Source organism: Kitasatospora sp. NPDC001664 (assembly GCF_053596675.1).
This window is the reverse complement of record NZ_JBSFGS010000035.1, coordinates 1-24,882: the sequence shown is the minus strand read 5'-3', so window position 1 is coordinate 24,882 and position 24,882 is coordinate 1. Positions and strand designations below refer to the sequence as shown.

Annotated in this window: 18 protein-coding genes; 10 read left to right on the top strand and 8 right to left on the bottom strand. The window is 73.1% G+C overall.

What is annotated here, in order from left to right; genetic code table 11:
- The first annotated feature begins 88 nt into the window (after nt 1–88).
- Nucleotides 89–751, top strand: a complete 663-nt coding sequence (locus tag ACWCYY_RS34540) for a deoxynucleoside kinase (RefSeq protein ID WP_345282301.1) — start codon at nt 89–91, stop codon at nt 749–751.
- A gap of 73 nt (nt 752–824) precedes the next feature.
- On the opposite strand, the gene ACWCYY_RS34535 is transcribed toward ACWCYY_RS34540, so the two are convergent.
- Nucleotides 825–2,084, bottom strand: a complete 1,260-nt coding sequence (locus tag ACWCYY_RS34535; protein ID WP_345282299.1) for an extracellular solute-binding protein — start codon at nt 2,082–2,084, stop codon at nt 825–827.
- Complete coding sequence (locus tag ACWCYY_RS34530) at nt 2,081–2,959, bottom strand: class II fructose-bisphosphate aldolase (protein ID WP_449798289.1); 879 nt, start codon at nt 2,957–2,959, stop codon at nt 2,081–2,083. Before ACWCYY_RS34530 ends, ACWCYY_RS34535 begins: the two co-directional genes overlap by 4 nt.
- 268 nt (nt 2,960–3,227) lie before the next feature.
- On the opposite strand from ACWCYY_RS34530, the gene ACWCYY_RS34525 reads away from it, so the two are divergent.
- The 4 genes from ACWCYY_RS34525 (at nt 3,228) to ACWCYY_RS34510 (ending at nt 12,439) form a co-directional block, all read left to right on the top strand.
- Complete coding sequence (locus tag ACWCYY_RS34525; protein ID WP_449798267.1) at nt 3,228–5,774, top strand: phosphocholine-specific phospholipase C; 2,547 nt, start codon at nt 3,228–3,230, stop codon at nt 5,772–5,774.
- Between the two features lie 190 nt (nt 5,775–5,964).
- Nucleotides 5,965–9,087 carry a TIM-barrel domain-containing protein gene (locus tag ACWCYY_RS34520; protein WP_449798266.1) on the top strand — a complete coding sequence of 1,041 codons (3,123 nt, stop codon included), beginning with the start codon at nt 5,965–5,967 and terminating at the stop codon, nt 9,085–9,087.
- 114 nt (nt 9,088–9,201) lie between these two features.
- Entirely contained in the window at nt 9,202–11,157 is a 1,956-nt protein-coding gene (locus ACWCYY_RS34515) for a family 20 glycosylhydrolase (protein ID WP_449798265.1), read from the top strand.
- A gap of 61 nt (nt 11,158–11,218) precedes the next feature.
- Nucleotides 11,219–12,439 (top strand): aminotransferase class V-fold PLP-dependent enzyme, encoded by a 1,221-nt coding sequence (locus ACWCYY_RS34510; protein WP_449798264.1) that lies wholly within the window; start codon nt 11,219–11,221, stop codon nt 12,437–12,439.
- On the opposite strand, the gene ACWCYY_RS34505 is transcribed toward ACWCYY_RS34510, so the two are convergent.
- Nucleotides 12,436–13,620, bottom strand: coding sequence for a cytochrome P450 family protein (locus tag ACWCYY_RS34505; RefSeq protein ID WP_449798263.1), 1,185 nt, complete (start codon nt 13,618–13,620; stop codon nt 12,436–12,438). The genes ACWCYY_RS34510 and ACWCYY_RS34505 overlap by 4 nt on opposite strands.
- Nucleotides 13,621–13,766: 146 nt before the next feature.
- On the opposite strand from ACWCYY_RS34505, the gene ACWCYY_RS34500 reads away from it, so the two are divergent.
- Entirely contained in the window at nt 13,767–14,324 is a 558-nt protein-coding gene (locus tag ACWCYY_RS34500) for a GNAT family N-acetyltransferase (protein ID WP_449798262.1), read from the top strand.
- A gap of 119 nt (nt 14,325–14,443) precedes the next feature.
- Here ACWCYY_RS34500 and ACWCYY_RS34495 read toward each other — a convergent pair whose 3' ends face one another.
- Complete coding sequence (locus ACWCYY_RS34495; protein WP_380150256.1) at nt 14,444–15,070, bottom strand: carbonic anhydrase; 627 nt, start codon at nt 15,068–15,070, stop codon at nt 14,444–14,446.
- 67 nt (nt 15,071–15,137) lie between these two features.
- On the opposite strand from ACWCYY_RS34495, the gene ACWCYY_RS34490 reads away from it, so the two are divergent.
- Nucleotides 15,138–16,235: a barstar family protein gene (locus tag ACWCYY_RS34490; protein WP_449798261.1), complete on the top strand. Its 1,098-nt coding sequence runs from the start codon at nt 15,138–15,140 to the stop codon at nt 16,233–16,235.
- Between the two features lie 43 nt (nt 16,236–16,278).
- Here the strand turns inward: ACWCYY_RS34490 and ACWCYY_RS34485 are convergent, their stop codons facing one another.
- The 4 genes from ACWCYY_RS34485 to ACWCYY_RS34470 form a co-directional block, all read right to left on the bottom strand.
- The gene (locus ACWCYY_RS34485; protein WP_380150258.1) at nt 16,279–16,719 is read right to left on the bottom strand and encodes a hypothetical protein; all 441 of its coding nucleotides are present in this window, start codon (nt 16,717–16,719) and stop codon (nt 16,279–16,281) included.
- A gap of 218 nt (nt 16,720–16,937) precedes the next feature.
- The gene (locus ACWCYY_RS34480) at nt 16,938–18,170 is read right to left on the bottom strand and encodes an NAD(P)/FAD-dependent oxidoreductase (protein WP_449798260.1); all 1,233 of its coding nucleotides are present in this window, start codon (nt 18,168–18,170) and stop codon (nt 16,938–16,940) included.
- Between the two features lie 17 nt (nt 18,171–18,187).
- Nucleotides 18,188–19,519 (bottom strand): cryptochrome/photolyase family protein, encoded by a 1,332-nt coding sequence (locus ACWCYY_RS34475; protein ID WP_449798259.1) that lies wholly within the window; start codon nt 19,517–19,519, stop codon nt 18,188–18,190.
- Between the two features lie 166 nt (nt 19,520–19,685).
- A complete protein-coding gene (locus ACWCYY_RS34470) occupies nt 19,686–20,012 on the bottom strand; it encodes a rhodanese-like domain-containing protein (protein WP_380150261.1) in 327 nt (108 codons plus the stop codon).
- Nucleotides 20,013–20,051: 39 nt separating this feature from the next.
- Between ACWCYY_RS34470 and ACWCYY_RS34465 the strand changes: the two genes are divergently transcribed.
- The 3 genes from ACWCYY_RS34465 to ACWCYY_RS34455 all read left to right on the top strand — a co-directional run bounded on the left by ACWCYY_RS34465 (nt 20,052) and on the right by ACWCYY_RS34455 (nt 24,675).
- Entirely contained in the window at nt 20,052–20,675 is a 624-nt protein-coding gene (locus ACWCYY_RS34465; RefSeq protein ID WP_449798258.1) for a TetR/AcrR family transcriptional regulator, read from the top strand.
- Nucleotides 20,676–20,894: 219 nt separating this feature from the next.
- Nucleotides 20,895–22,607 (top strand): cation:proton antiporter, encoded by a 1,713-nt coding sequence (locus ACWCYY_RS34460; RefSeq protein WP_449798257.1) that lies wholly within the window; start codon nt 20,895–20,897, stop codon nt 22,605–22,607.
- Nucleotides 22,608–22,773: 166 nt separating this feature from the next.
- Nucleotides 22,774–24,675: a stealth family protein gene (locus tag ACWCYY_RS34455; protein ID WP_380150264.1), complete on the top strand. Its 1,902-nt coding sequence runs from the start codon at nt 22,774–22,776 to the stop codon at nt 24,673–24,675.
- Nucleotides 24,676–24,882 lie beyond the last annotated feature (207 nt).

The window sequence follows — 24,882 nt, the reverse complement described above, 5'->3', positions numbered from 1 at the left end:
CCGCACGGACACGTATGATTCTCGCTTGCCCTGGTTGGGGCGCTCGCCCGGTCCACCCACGGACAGACCCCCCAGGGAGAAGTGAGGAATGCCAGTGATCTGCGTCGGAGGCATGATCGGCATCGGCAAGACCAGCGTCGCCGAGCTGCTCGCCAAGGAGCTCGGCAGCGAGGTCTTCTACGAGAGCGTGGACGAGAACCCGATCCTGCCGCTCTTCTACACGGCGAGCCCCGAGGAGATCCAGGCCAACCGGTACCCCTTCCTGCTGCAGCTGTACTTCCTGCAGACGCGCTTCGCCGCGATCAAGGAGGCGTACAAGCAGGGCGACAACGTCCTGGACCGCTCGATCTACGAGGACTGGTACTTCGCCAAGGTCAACCACGACCTGGGCCGGATCAGCTCGCTGGAGATGCAGGTCTACGAGGGCCTGCTCGCCGAGATGATGCGCGAGATCGACGGCCTTCCGTACCGCAAGGCGCCGGACCTGATGGTCTACCTGAAGGCGGACTTCGAGACGGTGCTGCACCGGATCGGGCTGCGCGGGCGGGACTTCGAGCAGGACGAGGGCCTGGTGGAGTACTACCGGACGCTCTGGTCCGGGTACGACGACTGGGTCAACAAGCACTACTCGGCGAGCGAGGTGCTGGTGATCGACATGAACGACACCGACGTGGTGCACATCCCCGAGGATGCCGCCCGCGTGGCGCAGCAGGTGAAGGACGCCCTCGCGGCGGTCCGTCAGCCGGTCTGACCCCCGCCTCGTCCCGCGTCCCGTCACCACCGGGCCCGGCCCGCTCCCCCGAGCCGGGCCGGGCCCGGTCGCTTCACTTGGCGGGCGCGGCGGCCTTCGTCCTGGCCTGGAGCGCGCCGAGGACCTTGGCCGGCTCGTCCAGGGCGGCGCCGACGTTCTTCTTGATGTCGGCCGAGACGCCGTCCCAGCCGGTGTCGCCCAGGGGGTAGAAGGCGGCCTGCGGGAGCAGGGCGAAGAAGGGCTCAAGGTCCTTGTGGGTGCCGCTGGTGGTCATCGCGTCGAGGGTGTCCTGGGTGACCGGCATCAGGTTGTAGAGCTCGTCGAACGCCAGGGTGTTCTCGGTGGCGTACACGAAGTCGAGGAACTGCTTGATCTGCTCCCGGTGGCCGTTCTTCCTGAACGCCATCGTCCAGTCGGCCACGCCCAGCGTGGACTTGAGCGCGCCGGAGCGCCCGGGGATCGGGGCGACGCCGTAGTCGACCTTGCCGTCGCGGGCCTGCTGGATCAGCGAGGGGTGGCCGTTGAGCATCGCGGTCCGGCCGGCCGCGAAGTCCGCGAAGGCGGTCTTGCGGTCGGTGGCGGCGGGCTTGGCGTAGGTCAGCCTGGGTGCCACCAGGTTGGACTTGAGCCAGCCGAAGGTCTCGATGTTGGCCTGGCTGTCGAGCGTGTAGCCGCCGGCGTCGGCGATGCCGCCGCCGTTGCCGAGCTCCCAGAGGGTGCTCTCGGCCTGGGCCTCCTCGGGGCCGAGCGGGAGGGCGTAGGGGACGACGCCCGGGACCTTCGCCTTGATCTGCTCGGCGGCCTTCCTGACGTCCTCCCAGCTCCTGGGGACCTCGGTGACGCCGGCCTTGGCGAGGAGCGCCTTGTTGTAGAAGAAGGCGCGGGCCGAGGAGACGAACGGGATGCCGTACTGGACGCCGTCGACCTCGCCGGCCTTGGCGAAGGTGGGGAGGATCTTGCCGAGCGTGCTGCCGGAGAGCACCTCGTCGGCCCGGTAGAGCAGCTTGTCGGCGACCTTGTCGGCGTAGCCCCCGGTCTGCACGACGTCGGGCTGCTCCCCGTCGCGGATCATGGTCTTGACCCGCTCGTCGATGTCGTTCCAGCTGACCACCTGGACGTGGACCTTGATCTTCGGGTGGTCGGCCTCGAAGCGCCGGGCGAGGTCGCCCCAGTAGACCTCGGAGCTGTTGGCCGCCTTGTCGCCGTAGTCGGCGGCGACCAGTTCGAGGGTGACCGTCCCGCCCGGGGTGGTGGCGCCTCCGCTGCCGCAGGCGCTCAGGGCGAGCGCGCCGACGGTGCCGCAGGCCAGCAGGGTCAGGAGTCTGCCGTTCACAGCGGGACGGCCTCGCCCTCGGGGGCGGTGGTGACCGTGGTCAGCAGCGCGGTGACCACCTCGGTGACGGCGCGCCGGCCGGCCGCCAGGTAGCCGCGCGGGTCGACGGCCTGCGGGGCGGCGTCGAGTGCGGCACGCACCGCGCCGGTCATCGCGATGTTGAGCGCGGTGCCGATGTTGACCTTGCTGATGCCACCCCGGACGGCGCGCCGGATCTCCTCGTCGCTGACGCCGGAGGAGCCGTGCAGGACCAGCGGGACGTCCAGCGACAGGCGTATCCGGTGCAGCAGTTGATGGTCGATCAGGGCGTCGCGCGAGGTCATGGCGTGCGAGCTGCCGATGGCGACGGCGAGGGCGTCGACGCCGGTCTCCTCGACGTAGCGCCGGGCCTCGGCGGGGTCGGTGCGGGCACCGGGGGCGTGGGCGTCGAGCGGGCCGTGGCCGTCCTTGCCGCCGACCTCGCCGAGCTCGGCCTCCAGCCAGAGGCCGTTGGCGTGCGCCCAGTCGGCGGCCTCCCGGGTGGCCTCGACGTTGCGCTCGTAGGACAGGTGCGCGGCGTCGTACATGACGGAGCCGAAGCCGCAGTCGGCGGCCTGCAGGAGCAGGGCCCGGTCCTTGACGTGGTCCAGGTGCAGGGCGACCGGGACGGAGCTGCGGCGGGCGGCGCTGACGGCGGCCGCCGCCAGCGGGTGCAGCTGTCCGCCGTGGTACTTCACGGCGTTCTCGCTGACCTGGAGGATCACCGGGGCGCCGACCGTCTCGGCGGCGGCGATCACGCCCTGGAGGTGTTCGAGGGTGATGACGTTGAACGCCGCGACGGCGCTGCGGTGGGCGGCGGCTTCGGCGACGAGTTCGCCGGAGGCGGCGAGCGGCATGGCGGGCCTTTCGTGGGCGTACGGGCAACCGATCATGATCATTTGCATGAACGTGATTACGGTGGGGCTTATTTAAGCAGTTTCGAGCACGCATGCCCATGGTCCGGCGGATCGCGATCCCGTCACGAAGCCCGAGCCGCCGCCCGACCTCTTGACTGAACACGGCCGTACTGCCACGGTTTGCGCAAAACTGCGCTCGATTGCCATGTATCGCGCAGCTTTGATCACCCCTCTGATCACCCACACCACGCAGTGACGAGGAGTCACCATGAAGCGTCGTGATCTGCTCCGGGCGGGCGCGCTGGCGTCCGGATTCGCCCTGCTCCCGGTGAGCGTGCGCAACGCGCTCGCCCTGGAGGCCCCCACCGGCGGGCTCGGAGCCATCGAGCACGTCGTGATCCTGATGCAGGAGAACCGTTCGTTCGACCACTACTACGGCACCCTGCGCGGGGTCCGGGGCTTCAACGACCCGGCGGCCGTCACGCTGCCGAACGGGAACCTGGTCTTCAAGCAGCCGAACGGCGCCGGATCGGTCCTGCCGTTCCGGGTCGGCGACCAGTTCCTCTCCGGCACCGCCCACGACTGGACCTCGGGCCACGCCGCGTGGAACAACGGCCGCAGCGACCAGTGGGTGGCGAAGAAGGGCACCCAGACCATGGCCCACTTCGACCGGGCCGCGCTGCCCTTCTACCACGCGCTCGCCGACGCCTTCACGATCTGCGACGCCTACCACTGCTCGGAGCTCGGCCCCACCAACCCCAACCGGCTCTTCATGTGGTCCGGCAAGCTCGGCTACGAGCCCGGCAGCACCACCACGCGCGCGATCGGCAACGCGGCCTGGCAGAACCCCGGCCACACCGGCTACACCTGGACCAGCTACGCCGAGCGCCTGGAGGCGGCCGGCCGCAGCTGGAAGACCTACCAGGAGTGGGACAACTACGGCGACAACAGCCTCGACTACTTCACCAGCTTCCTGACCGTCGGCCGCAAGGCGGTCGCCTTCGCCCGCGACGACGCCGGCAAGCCCTTCCCCAACGTGGAGTACTTCCACTACGCGCTCCAGGCCGCCGCCCCGGCCCGGCAGAGCCAGCTGCTGGCCCAGCTCGACCAGGGCCTGACCACCCTCACCGCGGCCGAGCGCAGCCTGTACGACCGGGGCCTGGCCCGCCTGAGGCCCGGTCAGCTGGCCGCCGCCTTCCGCGCCGACGTCGCGGCCGGGAAGCTCCCGGCGGTGTCCTGGATCGTCGCCCCGGAGAACCAGTCCGAGCACCCGGACTGGGGCCCGAACACCGGGGCCGAGCTGGTGAAGCAGATCCTGGACGCCATCGCCTCCGAGCCGACGGTGTGGAACAAGACCCTGTTCCTGCTCAACTACGACGAGAACGACGGCTACTTCGACCACGTGCCGCCGCCCGCCCCGCCGGTCTCGGCCAACGACGGGCTGTCCACCGCCGCGCTCGGCGACGAGCTCTACGGGAGCGAGGTGATCGGCCTCGGCGTCCGCGTCCCGCTGCTGGTGGTCTCCCCGTGGAGCCGGGGCGGCAAGGTCTGCTCCGAGGTCTTCGACCACACCTCGGTCCTGCGGTTCCTGGAGAGGTGGACCGGCATCGCCGAGCCGAACATCTCGCCCTGGCGCCGGGCCGTCTGCGGGGACCTCACCTCGGCCCTGGACACCACCCAGGCCACCGCGAGCTACCCGAACCTGCCCACCCCGGTGCCCACCGGCGGCCCGCGCTCCACCAACCCCGCCCCGCCCGGCACCCAGGTGATGCCCGGTCAGGAGCCGGGCGTGCGCACCGCCCGGCCGCTGCCGTACGACCTCACAGTCTCGGCGAGCGCCACCGCCGCCTCGCTCGGGATCACCTTCACCAACAACGGCACGGCCGGCGCCCACTTCTACGTGCACGCAGGCGCCTTCCGGACCGACGGCCCGTGGCGCTACACGGTCGAGGCGGGCAAGTCGCTCAGCGACACCTGGCAGGCGGGCACCCCCACCGGCGCCTACGACCTCACCGTCACCGGCCCCAACGGCTACGTCCGCCGCTTCGCGGGCAACCGGGTGACCGCCACCACCTCCGGCAACGCCAACCCCGAGGTCACCCTGCGGCACGACCCGGCCGCCGGCCTGGTCTGGCTGCGGATGGCCAACTCCGGCTCCGCCGCCTGCACCCTCACCGTCCGCACCGGCAACCGCGGCGGCGGCCCGTGGACGTACCAACTCGCGGCGGGCGCGAGCACCGAGGACTACTTCTCGGCCGGCGGCACCCTGGCCGGCTGGTACGACCTGACGGTGACCGCGTCCACCACCGACGGATTCCTCCGGCGCTTCGCCGGCCACCTGGAGAACGGCGCCGAGAGCATCAGCGACCCCACCATGGGCTCCGCCCAACTCCCTTGCACCGTCAAGTACTTCGACAGCCAGGAGCTCACCGGCGAGAACGGCGCCGCGGTCAACGCCGTGGACGGCAACCCCGCCACCCTCTGGCACACCCGCTGGTCCGGCACCACGGACCCGCTGCCGCACGAGATCCAGCTCGACCTCGGCACCAGCCGCACCGTCACCGGCCTGCTCTACCTGCCCCGGCAGGACGGCGGCGCCAACGGCCGGATCGGCTCGTACGAGCTGCAGTTGAGCACCGACGGCACCACCTGGGGCACCCCCGTCGCGAGCGGGACCCTGGCCGACACCGCCGCCGCCAAGACCATCCGCTGCTGGCCCACCACCGCCCGCTACCTGCGCCTCCGGGCCCTGACCGAGGCCGGCAACCGCGGCCCGTGGACCAGCGCCGCCGGCCTCGCCCCGCTCGGCTGGTAGTGGCGGTTCTGCGCAATAGTGATTGAAACTGTGCACCTCTAAGCACGTTCGCACTCTTGACTGCACTTTTGGCGAATGATGTCATGCCGTGCGCAGCCCGCGATCCGGGCTGCGCCCATCCCCCCGTGAAGGACGTCGCATGCGCCTGAGCACAGCACGCTGGTTGGAACGATGGGGCAGGAAGCGGCCGTTGGCCGCCGGGTTGGCCGCCGCGATGCTGGGAGCCGTGCTCTCGGTGGCCGGGCCGGTCTCCTCTGCGGCGGCCGTGACCGCCGGAAACGCCACCGGAGTCACCCAGTCCGGGAACACCTACACCGTCAGTTCGTCCACCGGCGCCAAGGCCCGGGTGGTGATCGCCCGCGCCGACATCTTCCGGATCTGGCTCTCCCCCAACGGTGCCTTCACCGAGGACCCGGCCGGCACCGACCTGGCCGTGAAGACCGACTTCGGCCCGGTGACCAGCAGTTGGACCGACGCCGGGAGCTACTTCCGGATCTCCACCGCCTCCATGACCATCCGGGTCAACAAGTCCCCGATGCAGTTCGCCCTCTACCGGGCGGACAACACCACCCTGGTCTGGCAGGAGTCCCAGCCCACCAGCTGGACCGGCACCCAGACCACCCAGTACCTCGCCCAGGGCGCCGACGAGCAGTTCTACGGCACCGGTCTGCGCCTCGGCGAGTGGGCGCTGCGCGGCAAGACCGTGCCGATCTCGGTCAACAACAAGTGGCGCGAGAACGACAACGCCAGCCCGGCGCCGTTCTACATGTCGACCAACGGCTACGGCGTCATGCGCAACACCTGGACACCCGGCAACTACGCCTTCACCGCGCCGGGTTCGTTCACCCACGACGAGAAGCGCTTCGACGCCTGGTACGTGGTCGGCGACTCGCTGAAGGGCGTGCTCAACAACTACACCGACCTGTCCGGCAAGCCGTTCCTGGCGCCGATGTGGGGCTTCGAACTCGGCAACGCCGACTGCTTCAACGCCTCCAACCCGGACTACCAGGGCGACCACAACCGGGCCCGCCACCAGACCACCCCCGACGTGGTGGGCTACGCGACCGACGCCCGCAACGCCGACATGCCCTCGGGCTGGTTCCTGCCCAACGACGGCTACGGGTGCGGCTACACGGACCTGAAGAACACCGTCGACGGCCTGAAGGCCAAGGGCTTCCAGACCGGTCTGTGGACCTCCACCGGCCTGTCCGGCATCGACAACGAGGTCGGCGTGGCCGGCAGCCGGGGCGTCAAGACCGACGTGGCCTGGATCGGCGGCGGCTACAAGTACGCCTTCGACGGTGTCAAGCAGGCCGTCAACGGCATCGAGAACAACTCGGACGCCCGTCGCTACGTCTGGACCGTGGACGGCTGGGCCGGCACCCAGCGCAACGCGGTCGTCTGGACCGGCGACACCTCGGGCACCTGGGACGCCATGCGCTGGCACGTCCCGGCCATCACCGGCGCGGGCCTGTCCGGCCTCAACTACGCCTCCGGCGACATCGACGGCATCTTCGGCGGCAGCCCGAAGACCTACGTCCGCGACCTGCAGTGGAAGGCCTTCACCCCGGCGTTCATGACCATGTCCGGCTGGGGCCCGGTCAACCCGACCGCCGGGTACTCGGACAAGCAGCCGTGGCGCTTCGCCGAGCCGTACCTGTCGATCAACCGCAAGTACCTGCAGCTGAAGATGCAGCTGATGCCGTACCTCTACACCGCGAGCCAGACCGCCTCGCAGACCGGCGTGCCCTCCACCCGCGCCATGGTGCTGGAGTACCCGAACGACCCGGTCGCCCGCGGCAACCTGACCAGCGGTCAGTTCATGGCCGGTGACTCCTTCCTGGTCGCCCCCGTGGTCACCGACACCGCCACCCGGGACGGGATCTACCTCCCGGCCGGCACCTGGACCGACTACTGGACCGGCAAGGCCTACAACGGCCCGGGCTGGCTGAACGGGTACTCCGCCCCGCTGGACACCCTGCCGCTGTTCGTCAAGGGCGGTGGCATCGTGCCGATGTGGCCGAAGATGAACTACACCGGGGAGAAGCCGGTCGACACCCTGACCTACGACGTCTACCCGCGCGGCAACTCCGCCTTCACCCTCTACGAGGACGACGGCATCACCCGGGCCTACCAGAGCGGCGCCTCGGCCACCCAGGCGGTCACCGTCACCGCGCCCGCCTCGGGCACCGGCAACGTCACCGTCAACGTGGGTGCCAGCAACGGGAGTTACACCGGCAAGCCGGCCTCCCGCGGCTACCAGTTCTCGCTGCACGCCGCCGCGGCGCCGAGCAGCGTCTCGGTCGACGGCACCGCGCTGACCGCCCAGGCCTCGAAGAGCGCCTACGACGCCGCCGCCAGCGGCTGGTACTTCGACGCCACCGACCGCTCCGGCGTGCTCTGGGTGAAGACCGGCAGCAAGTCCGGTGCCTTCACCGTGACCGCCAACGGCCTTGCCGTGACGCCCGGTTCGGCCATCCCGTCCAGCTCCGCCCCGATCTCCCAGGCGGGGTGGACCCTGGTCGGCGCCGACAGCCAGGAGACCTCGGGCGAGAACGGCGCGGCCACCAACGCCTTCGACGGCAACACCGGCACCATCTGGCACACCAAGTGGTCCGGCACCGCCGACCCGCTGCCGCACGAGATCAGGATCGACCTCGGCGCGCGGTACGACGTCGACAGCGTCACCTACCTGCCCCGGCAGGACGGCGGCGTCAACGGCCGGATCGGGAACTACGAGCTCTACGTCTCGGACTCCCCGACCAGTTGGGGCACGGCGGTCGCCACCGGCACCTTCGCCGACACCGCCGCCGCGAAGGCCGTCACCTTCGCCCCGGTCACCGGCCGGTACCTGCGGCTGCGGGCGCTGACCGAGGCCGGCGGCCGCGGGCCGTGGACCAGCGCGGCGGAGATCACCGCCACGGGGAAGGCCACGCCGCTGCCCAGCAACGTCGAACTGGTCAACGGCGCGTCCTCCACCTGCGTGGACCTGCCGGGCAGTGCCACCACCCCCGGCACCCAGCCGACCCTCTACAGCTGCCACGGCGGCCCCAACCAGCGCTGGACCTTCCAGCCGAACGGCACCCTCACCGGCCTCAACGGCGTCTGCCTGGACGGCGGTTCGACCACCGTCGCCGTCCAGACCTGCGCCACCGGCGCGGCCGCCCAGCAGTGGAAGCCCGGCAGCGGGAACACCGTCACCAACGGCACCCGCTGCCTGACCACCGCCGGGGCGGCCACCGCCAACGGCACCAAGCTCCAACTCGCCACCTGCGACGGGAGCGCGGCCCAGCGGTGGACCCCCACCCCGTGACGCCGCACTGAACCCGACGCACCGACACCGGCCGGGCGGCCGCACCCCTTCCCCGGGTGCGGCCGTCCGGCCGGCCCGCACGCTCCTTCCCCCTCTTCCCCCAGGGAGTTCGGAATGAAGCCGAGCACCATCCTGGGCCGCGCCCTCGCCGCCGCCCTGCTCACCACCGCCCTCTCCCCCGTCGCCGTGTCGGCGGCGGCCGAACCCGTCAACCCCGCACCCGGCGTGGTCCCCGCCCTCCAGCAGTGGACCGGCGGCACCGGCCGGACCACCCTCACCGCCGCCACCCGGATCGTGGTCCCCGCCGGGGCCTCCCCCGCCGTCCAGTCGCTCGCCGCACAACTCTCGGCCGAGTCGGCGGAGTTGACCGGCCTCCGGCCCGCCGTGGCGACCGGCACCCCGGCCGCCGGGGACATCGCCCTGTCCGTCGACCCGGCGGCCGACTTCGGCACGGCCAAAGCCGAACTGCGCCCGGAGGCCTACCGGTTGAGCGCCGGTGCCGCCGTGAGCATCGTCGGCGGCGGTGACAAGGGCCTCTACTACGGGACCCGGACGCTGCTCCAGGCCGTCCTCGGGTCGGCCGACCGGGCCAGCGTCCCGGTCGGCACCGCCGTCGACTACCCCGACTACGCGGTGCGCGGCTTCATGCTGGACGTCGGACGCCGGTACTACACCCCGGAGTTCATCAACTCCTACCTGCACTGGATGGGCTGGCTGAAGCTCAACACCCTTCAGCTGCACCTCAACGACAACGAGATCAGCCCGCCGAACGGCGACTGGTCCCAGGCCATCTCGGCCTTCCGCCTCAAGAGCACCAACCCCGCCTTCGCCGGCCTGGCCGACGCCCAGGGCTACACCCGCCAGGACTGGGACGGCTTCGAGTCCACCGCCGCCGCCAACGCCGTCACCCTGGTCCCCGAGATCGACGCCCCGGCCCACGCCCGCGCCTTCATCAAGTTCCGGCCGGGCCTCGGCCTCAACGGCGGCAACTCCGACCACCTCGACCTGTCCAAGCCCGCCACCACCGACTTCATGAAGAGCGTCTACGCCGAGTTCGCCCCGTGGTTCCGCGGCCCCGCCGTCCACATCGGCATCGACGAGTACCCGCGCGAGCTGACGGCCCAGTACAAGACCTACGTCAACGCCATCGCCCCGTACGTCCGTTCGCTCGGCAAGCAGGTCAACGCCTGGGGCAGCTTCACCGTGATGGGCGGCAGCGGAGCCGGCTACGACAAGGGCATGGCCGTCAACAGCTGGAACAACGGCTGGTACGGCCCCAAGGCGGCCATCGCCGACGGCTACAAGGTCATCAACTCCAACGACGGCCTGCTCTACGTCGTGCCGTTCGCCGACTACTACCACCCGCAGGGCCTCGACGGGCAGTCCATCTTCAGCAGTTGGGCCCCGAACGTCTTCGGCGGCGGCCAGGACCTGCCGGCCCAGGACCCGAACCTGCTCGGCGCCATGCCCGCCGTCTGGAACGACAAGGTCCGGCTGAGCTACACCGAACTCCAGACCCACACCCTGATCGAGAAGAGCTTCGCCGCCCTCGCCCAGAAGATGTGGTCCCCCGCTGCCGGGGGCAGCGACTACACCGCCTTCCTCACCAAGGTCGCCACCGTCGGCCAGGGCCCCGGCACCGCCTACCTCCCCGACACCGTCACCAGGCCCACCGGCACCCCGGGCGACCTGGCCTTCCAACGGCCCGTCACCGCGTCCTCGACGGAGACCACCGCCTTCCCGGCCTCCTATGCCGTCGACGGCAACGCCACCACCCGCTGGGCCAGCCAGTACAGCGACAGCCAGTGGATCCAGGTCGACCTCGGCTCGCCCCAGCGGATCGGCTCCGTCCGGCTCGCCTGGGAGGCCGCCTACGGCAAGGACTACGACCTCCAGACCTCCACCGACGGCACCACCTGGACGACCGTCGCCCAACGCCGCGGCCGCACCACCGCCGGCACCGACACCCTCACCTTCACCCCCACCACCGCCCGCTACCTGCGCCTCCAGGGCATCACCCGCGGCACCACCTACGGCTACTCCCTCTACTCCCTGGAGGTGTCGGCCTGACAGGATGGCCCGGGGCGGCGGGAGGGCCGCCGGCGACGACAGCAGAGGAACCGAGCACGACATGACCACCGAAGCACCCAAGCCCCTGCTGCTGCCCGACGGCCGCCCCGCCGCCCACGCCTGGACCCTGGACCCGACGCTCCGTCACCTCAACCACGGCTCCTTCGGCGCCGTCCCGCTCGCCGCACAGCAGGAGCAGCAGCGGCTGCGCGAGGAGATGGAGCGGGCCCCGGTGGTGTGGTTCCCCGGGCTGGCGGGGCGGGTCGCGGCGGCCCGTGCGGAGGTGGCCGGCTTCCTGCGGGTCCCGGCGCGGGACCTGGCCCTGGTGCCGAACGCGAGCGCCGGGGCCAGCGTCGTCTACGGCAGCCTCCCGCACCGGGCGGGCGGCGAGGTGCTGGTCACCGACCACGGCTACGGGGCGGTGACCATGGGTGCCGAGCGCCTGGCCCGCCGCTGGGGCGGGCGCGTGCGCACGGCGCACGTCCCGCTGGAGGCCACCGCCGAAGAGGCCGCCGCCGCCGTGCTCGACGCGGTCACCGACCGCACCGCGCTCCTCGTCCTCGACCACATCACCTCCGCCACCGCCCGGCGCCTGCCGGTGGACCTGATCGGCACGGCCGCCCGGGCGGCGGGCATCCCGCTGCTCGTCGACGGGGCGCACGTGCCGGGTCTGATCGAGGACCCGCTGGCCGGGCTGGAGTTCGACGCCTGGGTGGGCAACCTGCACAAGTTCGGGTGCGCCCCGCGCGGGGCCTCGGCCCTGGTGGTCCGCAGTGAACTCCGGGACGAGCTCTACCCGTTGGTCGACTCCTGGGGCGCGCAGGAGCCCTTCCCCGAACGCTTCGACACCCAGGGGACGCTGGACGCCACCAGCTACCTGGCCGCCCCGGCCGCCCTGGACTTCGTCGAACGGACCTGGGGCTGGGCCACCGTCCGCACCTACCTCTCCGACCTGGCCGACCACGCCGAGCACCTCATCGGCCGGGCCTTCGCCGAGCTGACCGGCGAGAGCGCCGCCGCCGAGGTCGGCATGCCGGTGAACGCCCTGCGGCTGGTCCGCCTCCCCGACGGCCTGGCCGGCACCCGCCTGGAGGCCGACGCCCTGCGCGACCGGGTCGCCGCCGAACTCGGCGTCGAGGCCGCCTTCACCAGCTTCGGCGGCACCGGCTACTTCCGGCTCTCCACCCACGCCTACAACACCGCGGCCGACTACGAGGACTTCGCCGAACGCTGCGTCCCCGTCCTCGCGGACTGGGCCCACCGGGCGCGGAACGCCCGCTAGAGGCGGACCGGCAGCGCCGTCAGGCCCCGGAACAGCCGGGAGTGACGCCAGGTCAGCTGCTCCGCGGGTACGGCGAGCCGCAGGGCGGGGAAGCGCTCCAGCAGGACCCGCAGGGTGATCTCCACCTCGGCGTGGGCCAGCGGTGCGCCCAGGCAGCGGTGGGCGCCGTGGCCGAAGCTGAGGTGTGCGGCGGCGTCCGGCCGGGCGAGGTCCAGCCGGTCGGGGTCGGCGAAGCGGGCCGGGTCGCGGTTGGCCGCGCCCGGGCAGACGAAGACCGGGGTACCGGCCGGGACGGGGGTCGCGTCCGCGCCGAGGGTGGTGGCGGCCGGGGCCCAGCGCCAGGTGGCGATGGAGACCGGGGCGTCGTAGCGCAGCAGTTCGTCGACGGCGGCGGGGATGCGGCCCGGGTCCGCGAGCAGCTCGGCCCAGGCCTCCGGGTGGCGCAGCAGCGCGAGCACGCCGTTGCCGATCGCGGCGGTGGTGGTCTCGTGGCCGGCCACCAGCAGCAGGACGGCGAGGGAGAGCAGCTCGTGCTCGTCCAGCGGGGCGTCCTCGCCGTCGCGGGCGGCGATCAGTTCGGAGATCAGCGCGCCGTCGGGGGCGGTGCGCTTGGCGGCGATCAGCTCGGCCATGTACGCGGACAGCGCGTGCGAGGCGGCGTCGATCCGGGTGTGGTCCCCGGTGACGAACAGCTCCGCCGACCAGACGCCGATCGCCGGCCGGTCCCGCTCCGGGACGCCGAGCAGCTCGCAGATGACGGTGACCGGCAGCGGGGCGGCCAGGCCCTCCACCAGGTCGACCTCCTGCCCCGGCTCCCAGTGGGCGGTCAGCTGCCGGGCCAGCGCCTCGATCGCGGGGCGGAGCCGGTGGACGGTGGCGGTGGTGAACGCGCGGGAAACCAGGCGGCGCAGGCGGGTGTGCTCGGGCGGGTCGGTGGTGAGCATGTTGCGCGCGACGGCGGGGTGCAGGGCGCGGTCGGAGTCCTTGTCCGCGAAGTACGCCCCGGTGTCCTTGGACAGGGCCCCACCGGCGAGCGCCTGCCGCGCCTCCTGATGCCCCGTCACCACGACCGCCCCGTCCGGCGCCCCCGCGAACGGGATCGGGAGGACCGGCGCCTTCGCGCGCAGCGCGGCGTAGTACGGGTACCGGTCGCGGTAGAAGGCCGGGTCGTTCAGCACCATGCGTCCGTCCGTCCCCCTCGGCGTCCCGGGCAGCAACGATCGTATCCCCCCGGGTTCCCGCCGCGTTCGATCCGTCGGCACCCCGGTGCGGCAGACCGCCCGGAAAACCCGGTGGCAACAGCTCTCCGGATCCTTATGATCACCGGATGATCGAAGGCACGTTGGTACGACTGCGGGCGCCGCGCGCCGAGGACGTGGACGCCCACGTTCGGTGGCGCAACGACCCGGAGGTGGTGCACTGGGCGACCGGGGGTGACCCGCACTTCGGGCCGATCACGCGGGAGTCCATGGAGCGCTTCCACGACGGCAGGCTCCGTCAGGACCCGCGCGTGGAGGCCACGTTCACGGTGGAGGACTTGGCCGAGGGGCGCGTGATCGGCAGCATCGGCTACCGCGACCTCGACCCGTTCGCGGGGCGGGCCACCGTGGGGATCCTCATCGGCGAGCGTGACCGCTGGGGCGGCGGGTACGGCTCCGAGGCTCTGAACCTGCTGCTGGGGCACCTGTTCGGGTCGTGCCGGCTGCGGCGGGTCGAGCTGGACACCTGGAGCGGCAACGAACGGGCCGTCCGGGCCTTCCGCAAGGCCGGCTTCGTCGAGGAGGGGCGGCGGCGCGAGAGCGTGCGGGTGGGCGAGCGGTGGTACGACAGCGTCCTCTTCGGGCTGCTCGACCACGAGTGGGCAGCGCACCGCGCCGCCTCGTAGCGGCCGCTCCCGGCCGGAGACCGCCCCGAGGTCGCGGTCGGGCCGTCGCTCCTCGGACCGGCTCCCGGTGGCGGAAGCGTCGGGAACGGCCCGGGGAGCGAGGTGGCGGTGAGGCCGCGTCAGGCGGCGTCGATGCCGTGGGCGGCGATCAGGTGGGCGCTGCCGTCGACCAGGCGGTAGGAGAGGCCGACCACGGCGAGGCGGCCGGCGGCGATGGCGTCGGCGAGGATGCGGGAGCGGTCGACCAGCAGGTCGACGGTCTGGCGGATGTGCTCGGCTATGAACTCGCCGTCCTCGGTGTGGCCGGCCGCGCGGGCGGTGAGCACGCTGGGGGTGACGCGCTCGATCACGTCGCGGACGAAGCCCGGGGCCCGGGTGCCCGCCTCGACGGCGGCGCGGGTCGCGGCCACGGCGCCGCAGGAGTCGTGGCCGAGCACGACCACCAGCGGGGCGCCGAGCACGGCCACGCCGTACTCGATGCTGCCCAGCACCTCGGGGCCGACCACCTGGCCGGCCGTGCGGACCACGAAGAGGTCCCCGAGGCCGCGGTCGAAGATGATCTCGGCGGCGAGGCGGGAGTCGGCGCAGCCGAACATCACCGCGAAGGGGTTCTGCTCGGGGGCGGTCTCGGTGCGGCGGGCGGCGTCCTGGTTGGGGTGCTCGGGCTCGCCGGTGACGAACCGTTGGTTCCCGGACATCAGCATCGCGAAGGCGTCGGCGGGGGTGGTGGGGAGCGTGGTCGACATGACCGCAGCCTACGGCGCGGATCGGACGCGTGATCGAACGGGTCCGCCAGTCGGGCAGGATGACGGCGTGAACGGGCGTGGAGAGGGGCCTGGGGTGGCGCGGTACGCGTTGGTGGGGTGGGACCGGAGCGAGGTCTGGGGCACCTGCGAGGAGGTGACCGGACTGTCCGGGGAGGACCGGCGCGAGACGTACGAGCTCTTCGGCTGGGTCCCGGAGCAGGGCACGGCGGCGGGCTGGCTCGGCGACCGGGTCTGGCTGGTGCCGCAGGGCCCCGGCGTCCAGGACCCCGAGCACGACGACCCCTGGCTGCTGGAGGACGTGCTGAGCCTCGGCGGGCGCGCCGGGGCCTTGGCGGTCTCCGCCAGGGCCGCGTACCTGGCCCCGCCCGAGGACCACGAGGGCCCGGTCCGGCTCACCGACGGGCACAGGTGGCTCGGCTCCTGCGAGGGCTTCACCCGGATCGTCCCGGCCGAGGAACCGCGATCCCCCGTGGTGCTGCGGGGGCTGGCCCCGGGTGCAGGACTGCGGGCAGCCCTGGCGAAGGGGACCCGGCAGGCGCTCCACCTGGACGAGACGTACCTGGAGATCCGCGACGACCGCAGCGAACTGCTGACGGACCGTCTGATGTGGGCCACCGTCACCGCGTGGCATCCGTCCGCCGCCGGGCCGGGGCTCATCGACCTGGAGCTGGACGGCGGCGACTTCGAGCCGCTGCCCGAGCACGCCCGGCCGCTCCTGGAGCGCTGGTTCACCGGCCCGCCGGCCACCCCCGGCACCTGGGTCGGCCTCGGCCCCAGGGAACGGCAGGCCTGGCTCGACCTCGTCCGCGAGCGCGGCTGCCGGATCCACCACCAGCCCCGCCCACCCGGCCGGGCCTATGAGCTCGACGGCCGCCACATCACCGACGCGACCTCCCTGTACCTCGCCCTCGGCGAGGCGGTGAACGGCCCGGGCGGCTACTTCGGCGCCAACACGGCCGCCGTCGACGACTGCCTCTGCGGCTCCTTCGGGCACACCTCCCCCGCCACCCTGACCTGGCACTCCTCCGCGACCGCCCGCGAGCACCTGGCGGCGGAGCTCGACTCGGACGGAACGCGGTACGACCTCTTCGCCGTGATCCTCGAGATCATGGCCAAGCACCGAGTGACCGTCACCCTCGCCTGAACGGACACCCCGTCGGACGAGGGTGAACTCGGGGCGTCGGCGGTCAGCGGCGGGCGGTCGACAGGACGAGGAGGAACTGGCCGCCGCCCGGTTCGACGGTGGTGGTCAGGGGGAGCTCGGGGGTGAGGCGGGTGAGGCGGTCGGCCAGCCAGTCGGCGGCCTGCTGGGCGTCCTTGCGGGTGGGGCAGCGGCCGACCACTTCGCGGCCGCCCTTGCGTTCCAGCCGGGCGGTCACGGCGATCAGCGCGGCGGGTTCGGAGACGTAGAGGTGGTCGGGCCAGGCGATCTCCACCTTGACCGCGCCCTTGCGGGTGTTGCAGCCGCGGTGGGCGAGCCGTTCGGGGATCTTGGCCTTGCGGTCGGCGGTGCGGCTGTCGACGCTCGGACCGCGGGGGTCGTTCACGGACATGTCGGGGTCGACCGGCTCGTCGCACACCCAGCACCGCCAGCCGTCGCGCTCGGCCACGTCGTCAAGAAGAGTCACCCGGGTAAAGCTAGCCTGCCCCGAAGCCGTCCGGCCCACCGGGACCCGGCGCGATCACTCGTCCGTGGGCGCCGGCGCCCGGCGGTGACGGCCGGCTCGGGGACGGCGACGTAGGCCTCCTCCGTCGTCGTGCGCTGCGGTCCGACCGAGATCGAGCAGCTCGTCATGTCGCGCCCCGGGTGGATCGGTGCGATCACCGTACCGGTCGCGTGCCCCGGTCAGCCGAGGCCGGCCAGGACTTCGCGGGCGGCGCGGGCGCCGGAGGCGAGGGCGCCCTGGACGGAGGCGGTGGCGCGGTGGTCGCCGCAGAGGTGGACGCCCGGGGAGTGGCGGGTGGGGCGGGTCAGGGGGTGCGGGGCGGGCATGGCGGGGAGGGCGTAGGGGATGCGGTGGGCGGCCAGGAGGTGCCAGTCGGAGGTGTCGGTGGCGTAGAGGACGGCGAGGCGGCGGCGGACCGCCGCTTCGTCGGCGGCGGTGCCGAGGACGGAGGTGGTGACGAGGTGGCGGCCGCGCGGGGCGTACTCGGGGGCGACCTGGGAGAGGACCACGGAGTTGAGGAGCTGCCGGCCGGCGTCCACGACCAGGGTGGGTTCGGCGAGCGGCGGGCGGGTGGCGGCATGGTGGAAGGTGGTGACCGAACGGGCCTCGGGGACGGGGAGGCCGGGGAGCAGGGTGGCGGCCGTGACGGGGTCGGTGGCGACCACGACCGTGGTGCAGGGGATCTCCTGACCGTCCGTCAGGGTGACGGCGCCGGGTGCGAGGGAGGCCACCGGGGAGTCGAGGCGGAGGGTGCCGGGCGGGAGGCGGGAGGCGAGCTGTTCGGGGACGGCCTGGATTCCGGCGGCGGGGAGGGCGAGGGTGCCGCGCAGCATGCTGCGCCAGTAGAGGTGGAACACCCGGCTGGAGGTGGTGAGTCGGTCCTCCAGGAAGATCCCGGCGAGGAACGGCCGCAGGACGTGGTCGATGACCGGTTCGGAGATCCCGGCCGCGAGCAGGGCCGAGGCCGTGGTGCGGTCGGGGGCGCCGCGCAGGCGGGCGGCCGGGGTGAGGAGGTCGCGGGCGCTGAGCAGTCCGAGGGCGGCGGCGTCCCGCCGTGGGGCGAGCCGGCCGGTGAGCAGGTCGCCGCACCGGGCGGGGCTGCGCAGCGGGTGGGCGAAGCGCCGCCGTCCGAGGGAGCCGGCCAGCAGGAAGCCGGGGGTGAACGGCCGCAGGTCCAGCGCCCGGGTGTCGATGCGTGAACGCACCTGCGGGTAGCCGGTGTTGAAGACCTGGAAGCCCCGGTCGAGGAGGAAGCCGTCGACCCGGTCGGTGCGCATCCGGCCGCCGACGGCGTCGGAGGCCTCCAGCAGCAGGACGCTGCGCCCGGCGGCGGTGAGGTCGGCGGCGCAGGCGAGGCCGGCCAGGCCGGCGCCGATCACCACGACGTCGGGGCGGCGGGGGGCGGAAGTCATCGGTGGCTCCTCCGTGCTCAGTCGAGGGCGCGGGCGTGGCGGAAGCGGGCGCCGAGGGACTCCGGGGCGACGATCGGTGCGGGGTAGTCGGGGGCCAGGTCCCGGTCCAGGCTCCACGGCTGGTGGACGGCCGGGCCGGGGACGTCGGCGAGTTCGGGGATCCAGCGGCGCACGTACGCGCCGTCGGGGTCGTAACGGAGCGCCTGGCGCAGGGGGTTGAGCAGGCGGTTGGGGCGGGTGTCGGTGCCGGTGCCCGCGACCCACTGCCAGTTGAGCTGGTTGTTGGCCACGTCGCCGTCGACCAGGAGGGAGAGGAAGTGCCGGGCGCCGGTCCGCCAGTCCAGGTAGAGGGACTTGGCCAGGAAGCTCGCGGTCAGCAGGCGGGCGCGGTTGTGCATCCAGCCCTCGTGGAGGAGTTGGCGCATGCCGGCGTCGACGATCGGGTAGCCGGTGCGGCCCTGCCGCCAGGCTTCGGCCTCGGCCTCGTCGTGGTGCCAGTGGTCGCTGCGGCTGCGGTAGTCCTGGTGGGCGACGGCGGGCCGGGCGGCGAGCACCTGGTGGTGGAAGTCGCGCCAGGCCAGCTGCCGGACGAAGGCCTCGGCGCCCTCGCCGCCGTGGGCGGTGGCGTGGGTGGCGAGCTCGTTGGCGGAGAGGCAGCCGAAGTGGAGGTACGGGGAGAGCCGGGAGGTGCCGTCCTCGGCGAGGGCGTCGTGGAGCTCGGCGTAGGCGTCCGGGTCCCAGCGCCTCCAGTGGCGGCGGGCGGCGCTCTCGCCGCCGGGGGGCAGGGCGGGTGACGTGCCGTCAGCGGTGGGCAGGCGTTCGCCGGTGACGGCGCGCGGTGTGTGCAGGGCGCGCGGTGCGGCGAGCACCTTGCGGCGGGGCGCCTGCTGCCAGGCGCGGTGGTACGGGGTGAAGACGGCGTAGTGGTCCTTGCCCGCCGGGGTGACCTCGCCGGGCGGGACGACGGTCAGCGAGGCGTCGTGCACCCGGAGCCGGTCACCGAGCAGTTCGCGCAGGCGGGTCTCACGGCGGTGGGCGAAGGCACTGACGCCGGCGGCCACGTGGACGGCGGCGGCGCCCGTCTCCTCGGCCACCCGGGCGGCCTGCTCGGCCGGGTCGCCGTGGCGCAGGACCAGTCGGGAGCCGCGGCTGCGCAGTCCGGTGTCGAGGTCGGCGAGGCAGTCGGCGAGGAACGCCTGCCGGTTGGGGGCGGCGAAGCCGGCCGTCTCGACGGCCGGGTCCAGGACGAACAGCGGGACGACCTGGCGGCCGGCCTCGGCGGCGGCGTGCAGGACGGGGTTGTCGTGCAGCCGCAGGTCCTGGGTGAACAGGGCGATGGAGACGGTCATCGATGGTTCCCGGGTCGGTGCGAACGGTTCGTGCGCGGAAGCCACTGGTGGTCCGCAGCCTAGGTTTCGGAGCCGACGCGATCCCGGATTGCCGCGGGCCGGACCGGATCGCGGCGGGCGGGACCGGGGTGTCCCCGGCGGACCCCGGGCCCGCCCGCCGCGGGAATCAGGCCGACTCGGTGGGCAGGCCCGCCTCCACCCAGTCCTGGATGCCCTCGCGGTACTTGCGGACGTCGGTGTAGCCGAGGGCGGTCAGCCGGTCGGCGACCTGGCCGCTGTTGGGGCAGGCGGTGTTGGAGCAGTAGGTGACGATCGCGGCGGTGCGGTCGGGCAGCACGGTGGCGGCGCGGGCGTCCACCTCGCCCGGCGTCAGGGCGAGCGCGCCGGGCAGGTGCTGCTGGGCGTGGTACTGGCCGCCGAGGGTGTCGACGACGGTGACGGTGCGGGCCTCGATGGCCGCGGCCAGCTCGTCACGGGTGATGAGTGCGGTCATGGCAGTGCCTCCTGCAGAGAATCGGACTACAGTCCTCTTGTGGCTCACGACATTAACGGACCGCAGTCCGCTTCCGCAACGCCCCTGGAACTCCTGCGCACGCCCCCGCCCAAGGAGCGCGCCGACGCCGCCCGCAACCGGGCCGCCGTGCTGGAGGCCGCCGCCCGGCTGTTCGCCGAGCACGGCGTCGAGGCGGTCTCGATGGACCAGGTGGCGGCCGCGGCCGGCGTCGGCAAGGGGACGCTCTTCCGCCGCTTCGGCGACAAGTCGGGCCTGGCGGCCGCCCTGCTCGACGCCCGGGAGCGGGTCCTCCAGGAGGCCGTCCTCCAGGGGCAGCCCCCGCTCGGCCCCGGCACCCCGGGGGCGCCCGCCGCCGAGCGGCTCACGGCCTTCCTCTCCGCCTACCTGGACTACCTGCTCGACCACCTCGCCCTGGTCCGGATGTCCGAGACCGCCTCCCCCGGCGCCCGCTACCGCATCGGCTCCTACCGCTTCTGGCACCGCCACGTCGCGCTCCTGCTCTCCGGCACGCCCGACCCGGAGGCCACCGCCCACGCCCTGCTCGCCCCGCTGGCGGCCGACCAGGTCTCCGCGCTGCTCCCGGAGCTGGGGCCGGAGCGGATCCGCGCGGCAGTGCTCCGGCTGGCCCGCTCGGCACTCTGACGGACCGTCGGAGCGGCCTCAGCGGCAGCAGTGGCGGTCGGCCTGGAGGTACCCGACCGGAGGAGGCCCCGGCCGAGGAGCTCGGCTGACCCTCCGTCAGGACCAGGGCCCCCGCGCCCGGCACGCCGTGCGTCCGGGGAAGCGCGCCCGGGCCCGTCGCGGCGTCCATGATGCGGGGGAGAACACCCGTCACGGTCCTCGCGGAACAGGAGCCCGCCCATGGGATGGACGCTGGTCGCCGTACTCGGCGTGATCAGCATCGTCGCGGTGTCGGCCGCCTCGCGGCGGATCGGGGTCGCGGCACCGCTCTCCCTGGTGGTGGTCGGGACGGCGCTGAGCTTCCTGCCCGCGGTGCCGCACGTGGAGGTGGAGCCTGACCTGGTGCTGACCGTGGTGCTGCCGCCGCTGCTGTACGCCTCCGCCGTCCACATGCCGGCCGTCGACTTCCGGCGGGACCTCAAGGCGATCCTGCGCCTGGCGGTGCTGCTGGTGGTCGTCACCACGCTCTGCTCGGGCTACCTGTTCGCCTGGCTGCTGCCCGGGCTCGGGCTGGCCGCCGCCTTCGCGCTCGGGGCGATCGTCAGCCCCACCGACGCGGTGGCCGCGACCTCGATCGGCAAGCGGCTCGGACTGCCGACCCGGCTCACCACCATCCTGGAGGGCGAGGGCCTGGTCAACGACGCCAGCGCGCTGGTGCTGCTCGGCTCGGCGGTGGCGGCGATGACCTCGACCGTCCACCTCTGGAAGGTCGGGGTCGACTTCGTGCTCTCGGTGGTGGTGGCGAGCGTGATCGGGGTGCTGGTCGGTCTGCTCACGGTGCTGGTGCGCGGGCGGCTGCACGACACCGTCCTGAACACCGCGCTCTCCTTCGTGGTGCCGTTCCTGGCCTTCCTGCCCGCCGAGGAGCTCGGCGCCTCGGGCGTACTGGCCGTCGTGCTGACCGGCCTGGTCAGCGGACACCTGAGCCCCCGCTTCCTGCGCGCCCGCGACCGCCTCGCGGAGGACGTCAACTGGCAGACCATCGCCTTCCTGCTGGAGAGCTCGGTCTTCCTGCTGATGGGGCTCCAACTCCGCACCCTGGTCGACCAGGCCGAGGACGCCGGGCAGAACGTCGCGCACGCGGTCGGCATCGGGCTGCTGGCCTCACTGCTGGCCATCGCGATCCGGATGCTGTTCGTGGCACCGCTGGTCGCCTCGCTGCGCCGCGACGCGGACAAGGCGATGGACTTCCGGACCCGGCTGGACGACCTGGCCGACCGGCTCGACACCGGGCAGGAGCTGCCCCGGCGGTTCCGGAACACCGACCCCGAGCGGTTGGAGGGGCGGATCGAACACGGCCGCAACGACGCCGACTTCAGGATCAACGAGAAGTTCGGCTGGCGGGGCGGGACGGTCATCGCCTGGTCCGGCATGCGCGGCGCGGTCACCGTCGCCGCCGCCCAGAGCCTGCCGGCCGACACCCCCTACCGGCCGCAGCTGCTGCTGATCGCCTTCACCGTGGCCGGCACCACCCTGCTGCTCCAGGGGCTGACGCTGCCCCGGGTGATCCGCGCCCTGAAGCTCCCCGGGGACGACGAGGCCGCCGACCGCGCCGCCTTCGGCGAGCTGTACGCCGACCTCTCCGCCCGGGTGGCCGAGACCCTCGCCGACCCCGACCTCGTCATGCCCGACGGCACCCCGTACGACCCGGTCGTCCTCGAGCAGGCCCGCGCCTGGACCGCCACCCGCCACAAGCGCCCCTCGCTCGGCGCGGTCACCGAGGGCGTCGACCCGCGCGAGCAGTACCGCACGCTGCTGCTCGCCGCCGCCTCCGCCCAGCAGGACGCCCTGCTGACCATCCGCACCGCCGGCACCTACAACTCCCGCGTGCTGGCCCGTGCCCAGACCATGATCGACAACGAGCTCGCCCGCTTCCAGGACCCCGAGGGCTGACATACCGTCGACAGCGGGTGAAAACGGTCGATCGACCACGATTCCCTACGAATTACCAGGAAATAAAAAATGCTCCCAGAATTCTCCCAGGTTCCCTTCGGGAAATCCTCCCCCCCGAAGATCGTGTTACGGTGAGCCATCCACTCATCCCCCGGAGTGTCATCTCGTGTTCGTTCGCCGTTCCCTCACCGGCCCGCTCCGACGTCCGTTCGCCGGATTCCTCGGCCACCGGGATCCCACCGCCGAGCAGCAGGCCACCGTTCCCGCCCCCAGGTCCGAGGACGCCGCTCCGGATTACGCGGCAGTGCTGGCCCCGACGCGGACGGCGGAGGAGGAACGGCTGCTGCGCTCCCTGCCCGGGATTGTCCGACACACGGGTCAACTCGCGGAGACGGTACCGGGATTGCCGCCGACGGTGCGGCGGGACGGGAACCTCGCGGAGGTCGCCGACGTGCTCGCCGCCGCGGGCCTGGCGCACGGGATCGTTCCCGACGGTCCGGAGCACCACCGGCTGGCGATCGGCCCCGGTGACCGGCCCGCGGTGCTCGCGGCCGTGGCCGGGGCGTTCGCGGGGCAGGCGGTCTACGCCGATCTCCTGGAGCACGGCCGGACCCTGGCCACGGTGCCGGCCGCCCTGCTGCCCGAGGCCGTGGCCGCCCTCGAGACGGCCGCGTCCGCGTCCACGCCCGCGTCCGAGGACGGCGCTGACGCCCCGTCGCACACGCCGGAGACGGTGGACCGCGTCAAGGGCATCCGGGTCTACCGGCCGGCCGTGGTCGGCGGTCGGCTGTACGGGGCGGACCTGGGCTGCGACGTGGAGTTCTGGGACTCCGCCGCCCCCTCCCCCGGCGCCATCGCCTCCATCGGCCAGACGCCGTTCGGCTGGTGGCTGCCCTCGCTGGCGGCCGACGCCACCACCACCATCGGCGGCCGCGACTACCCGCTGGTCGACGCCTTCGCCGCCACCTTCCCCGACGACATCGACTTCCCCGTCGACGTGGTGGTCACCTGGGTCGACGGCAGTGACCCCGCCTGGCGCGAACGCCGCGACCGCGCCCGGCAGGCCCAGGGCCACCGGGCACCGATGGCCGACGACGGCGAGCAGCGCTACCGGAGCCGCGACGAACTCCGGTACTGCCTGCGCTCGATAGCCGCCCACGCACCCTGGGTGCGGCACGTCTTCCTGGTCACCGACGACCAGGTCCCGGCCTGGCTCGACACCGCGGCGCCCGGCCTGACCGTCGTCCCGCACCGCGAGCTCTTCGCCGGCACCGGTGCCGGCCCGGTCTTCAACTCGCACGCCATAGAGACCCGACTGCAGACGATCGACGGCCTGGCCGAGCACTTCCTCTACCTCAACGACGACATGCTGCTGGGCCGGCCGCTGACGCCCCAGCAGTTCTTCCTCGGCAGCGGCGTGCCGCGCTACTTCCCCGACAGCCGGATCATCCCGCCCGGGGAGATCGCCTCCGAGGACGGCGACCGCGGCGACGCGGTCTACGTGGCCGCCCAGTACACCACCCGCACCGCGCTCGCCCGCGCCACCGGCCGCACCTACCCCCACACCCTGAAGCACGCCCCCTACCCGCAGCGGCGCAGCGTCCTGGCCGAGACCGGCGAACGCTTCGCCGAGGCCCTCGCCGCCACCACCGCCTCGCCGTTCCGCTCCGGCACCGACCTCGCCCCGATCACCCTGGCCACCCACTACGCGCACGCCACCGGCCGCGCGGTCGAGAGCCAGTTGGTGGACGGCTACTTCAGCATCGACAGCAGCGAGGACCTCGCCCAGCTGGAGGAACTGCACCGGCACCGCTGGGCCGACGTGATCTGCCTGGCCGACACCGTCCGCGACCACCTGCCCGTGGAGCAGCAGGACCGCGCCCTGGCCGACTTCCTCCAGACCTACTTCCCCGCGCCCAGCCCGTACGAGCTGCCCGGTGCCGCCGCACCGGACGAGGCCGCGCAGGACGCGGACGCCGGCGCGGAGACGGGCACCGGCACCGGCACGGACGGCGTGGGCGCTGCTGCGGCCGCGGACACGGGCGCGCGGGAAGCCGCCCACGTGTAGCCCCGCCCGCGTCGGGCTGACGGAGCGTCAGCGGGGTGCATGACGGCGGGGATCCGGGGCAGGCGGGCGGCGACGGCACTCCCGCGCCCACGGACAAGGAGCGATCCGATGAACCGGCCGATCCCCGCACAGCTCTCCACCGCCGAACTCACCGCCGAGGCGGCCGACCTGGTCCGCGCCGCCGGGCTGGCCGCGCAGCCCGGCGGC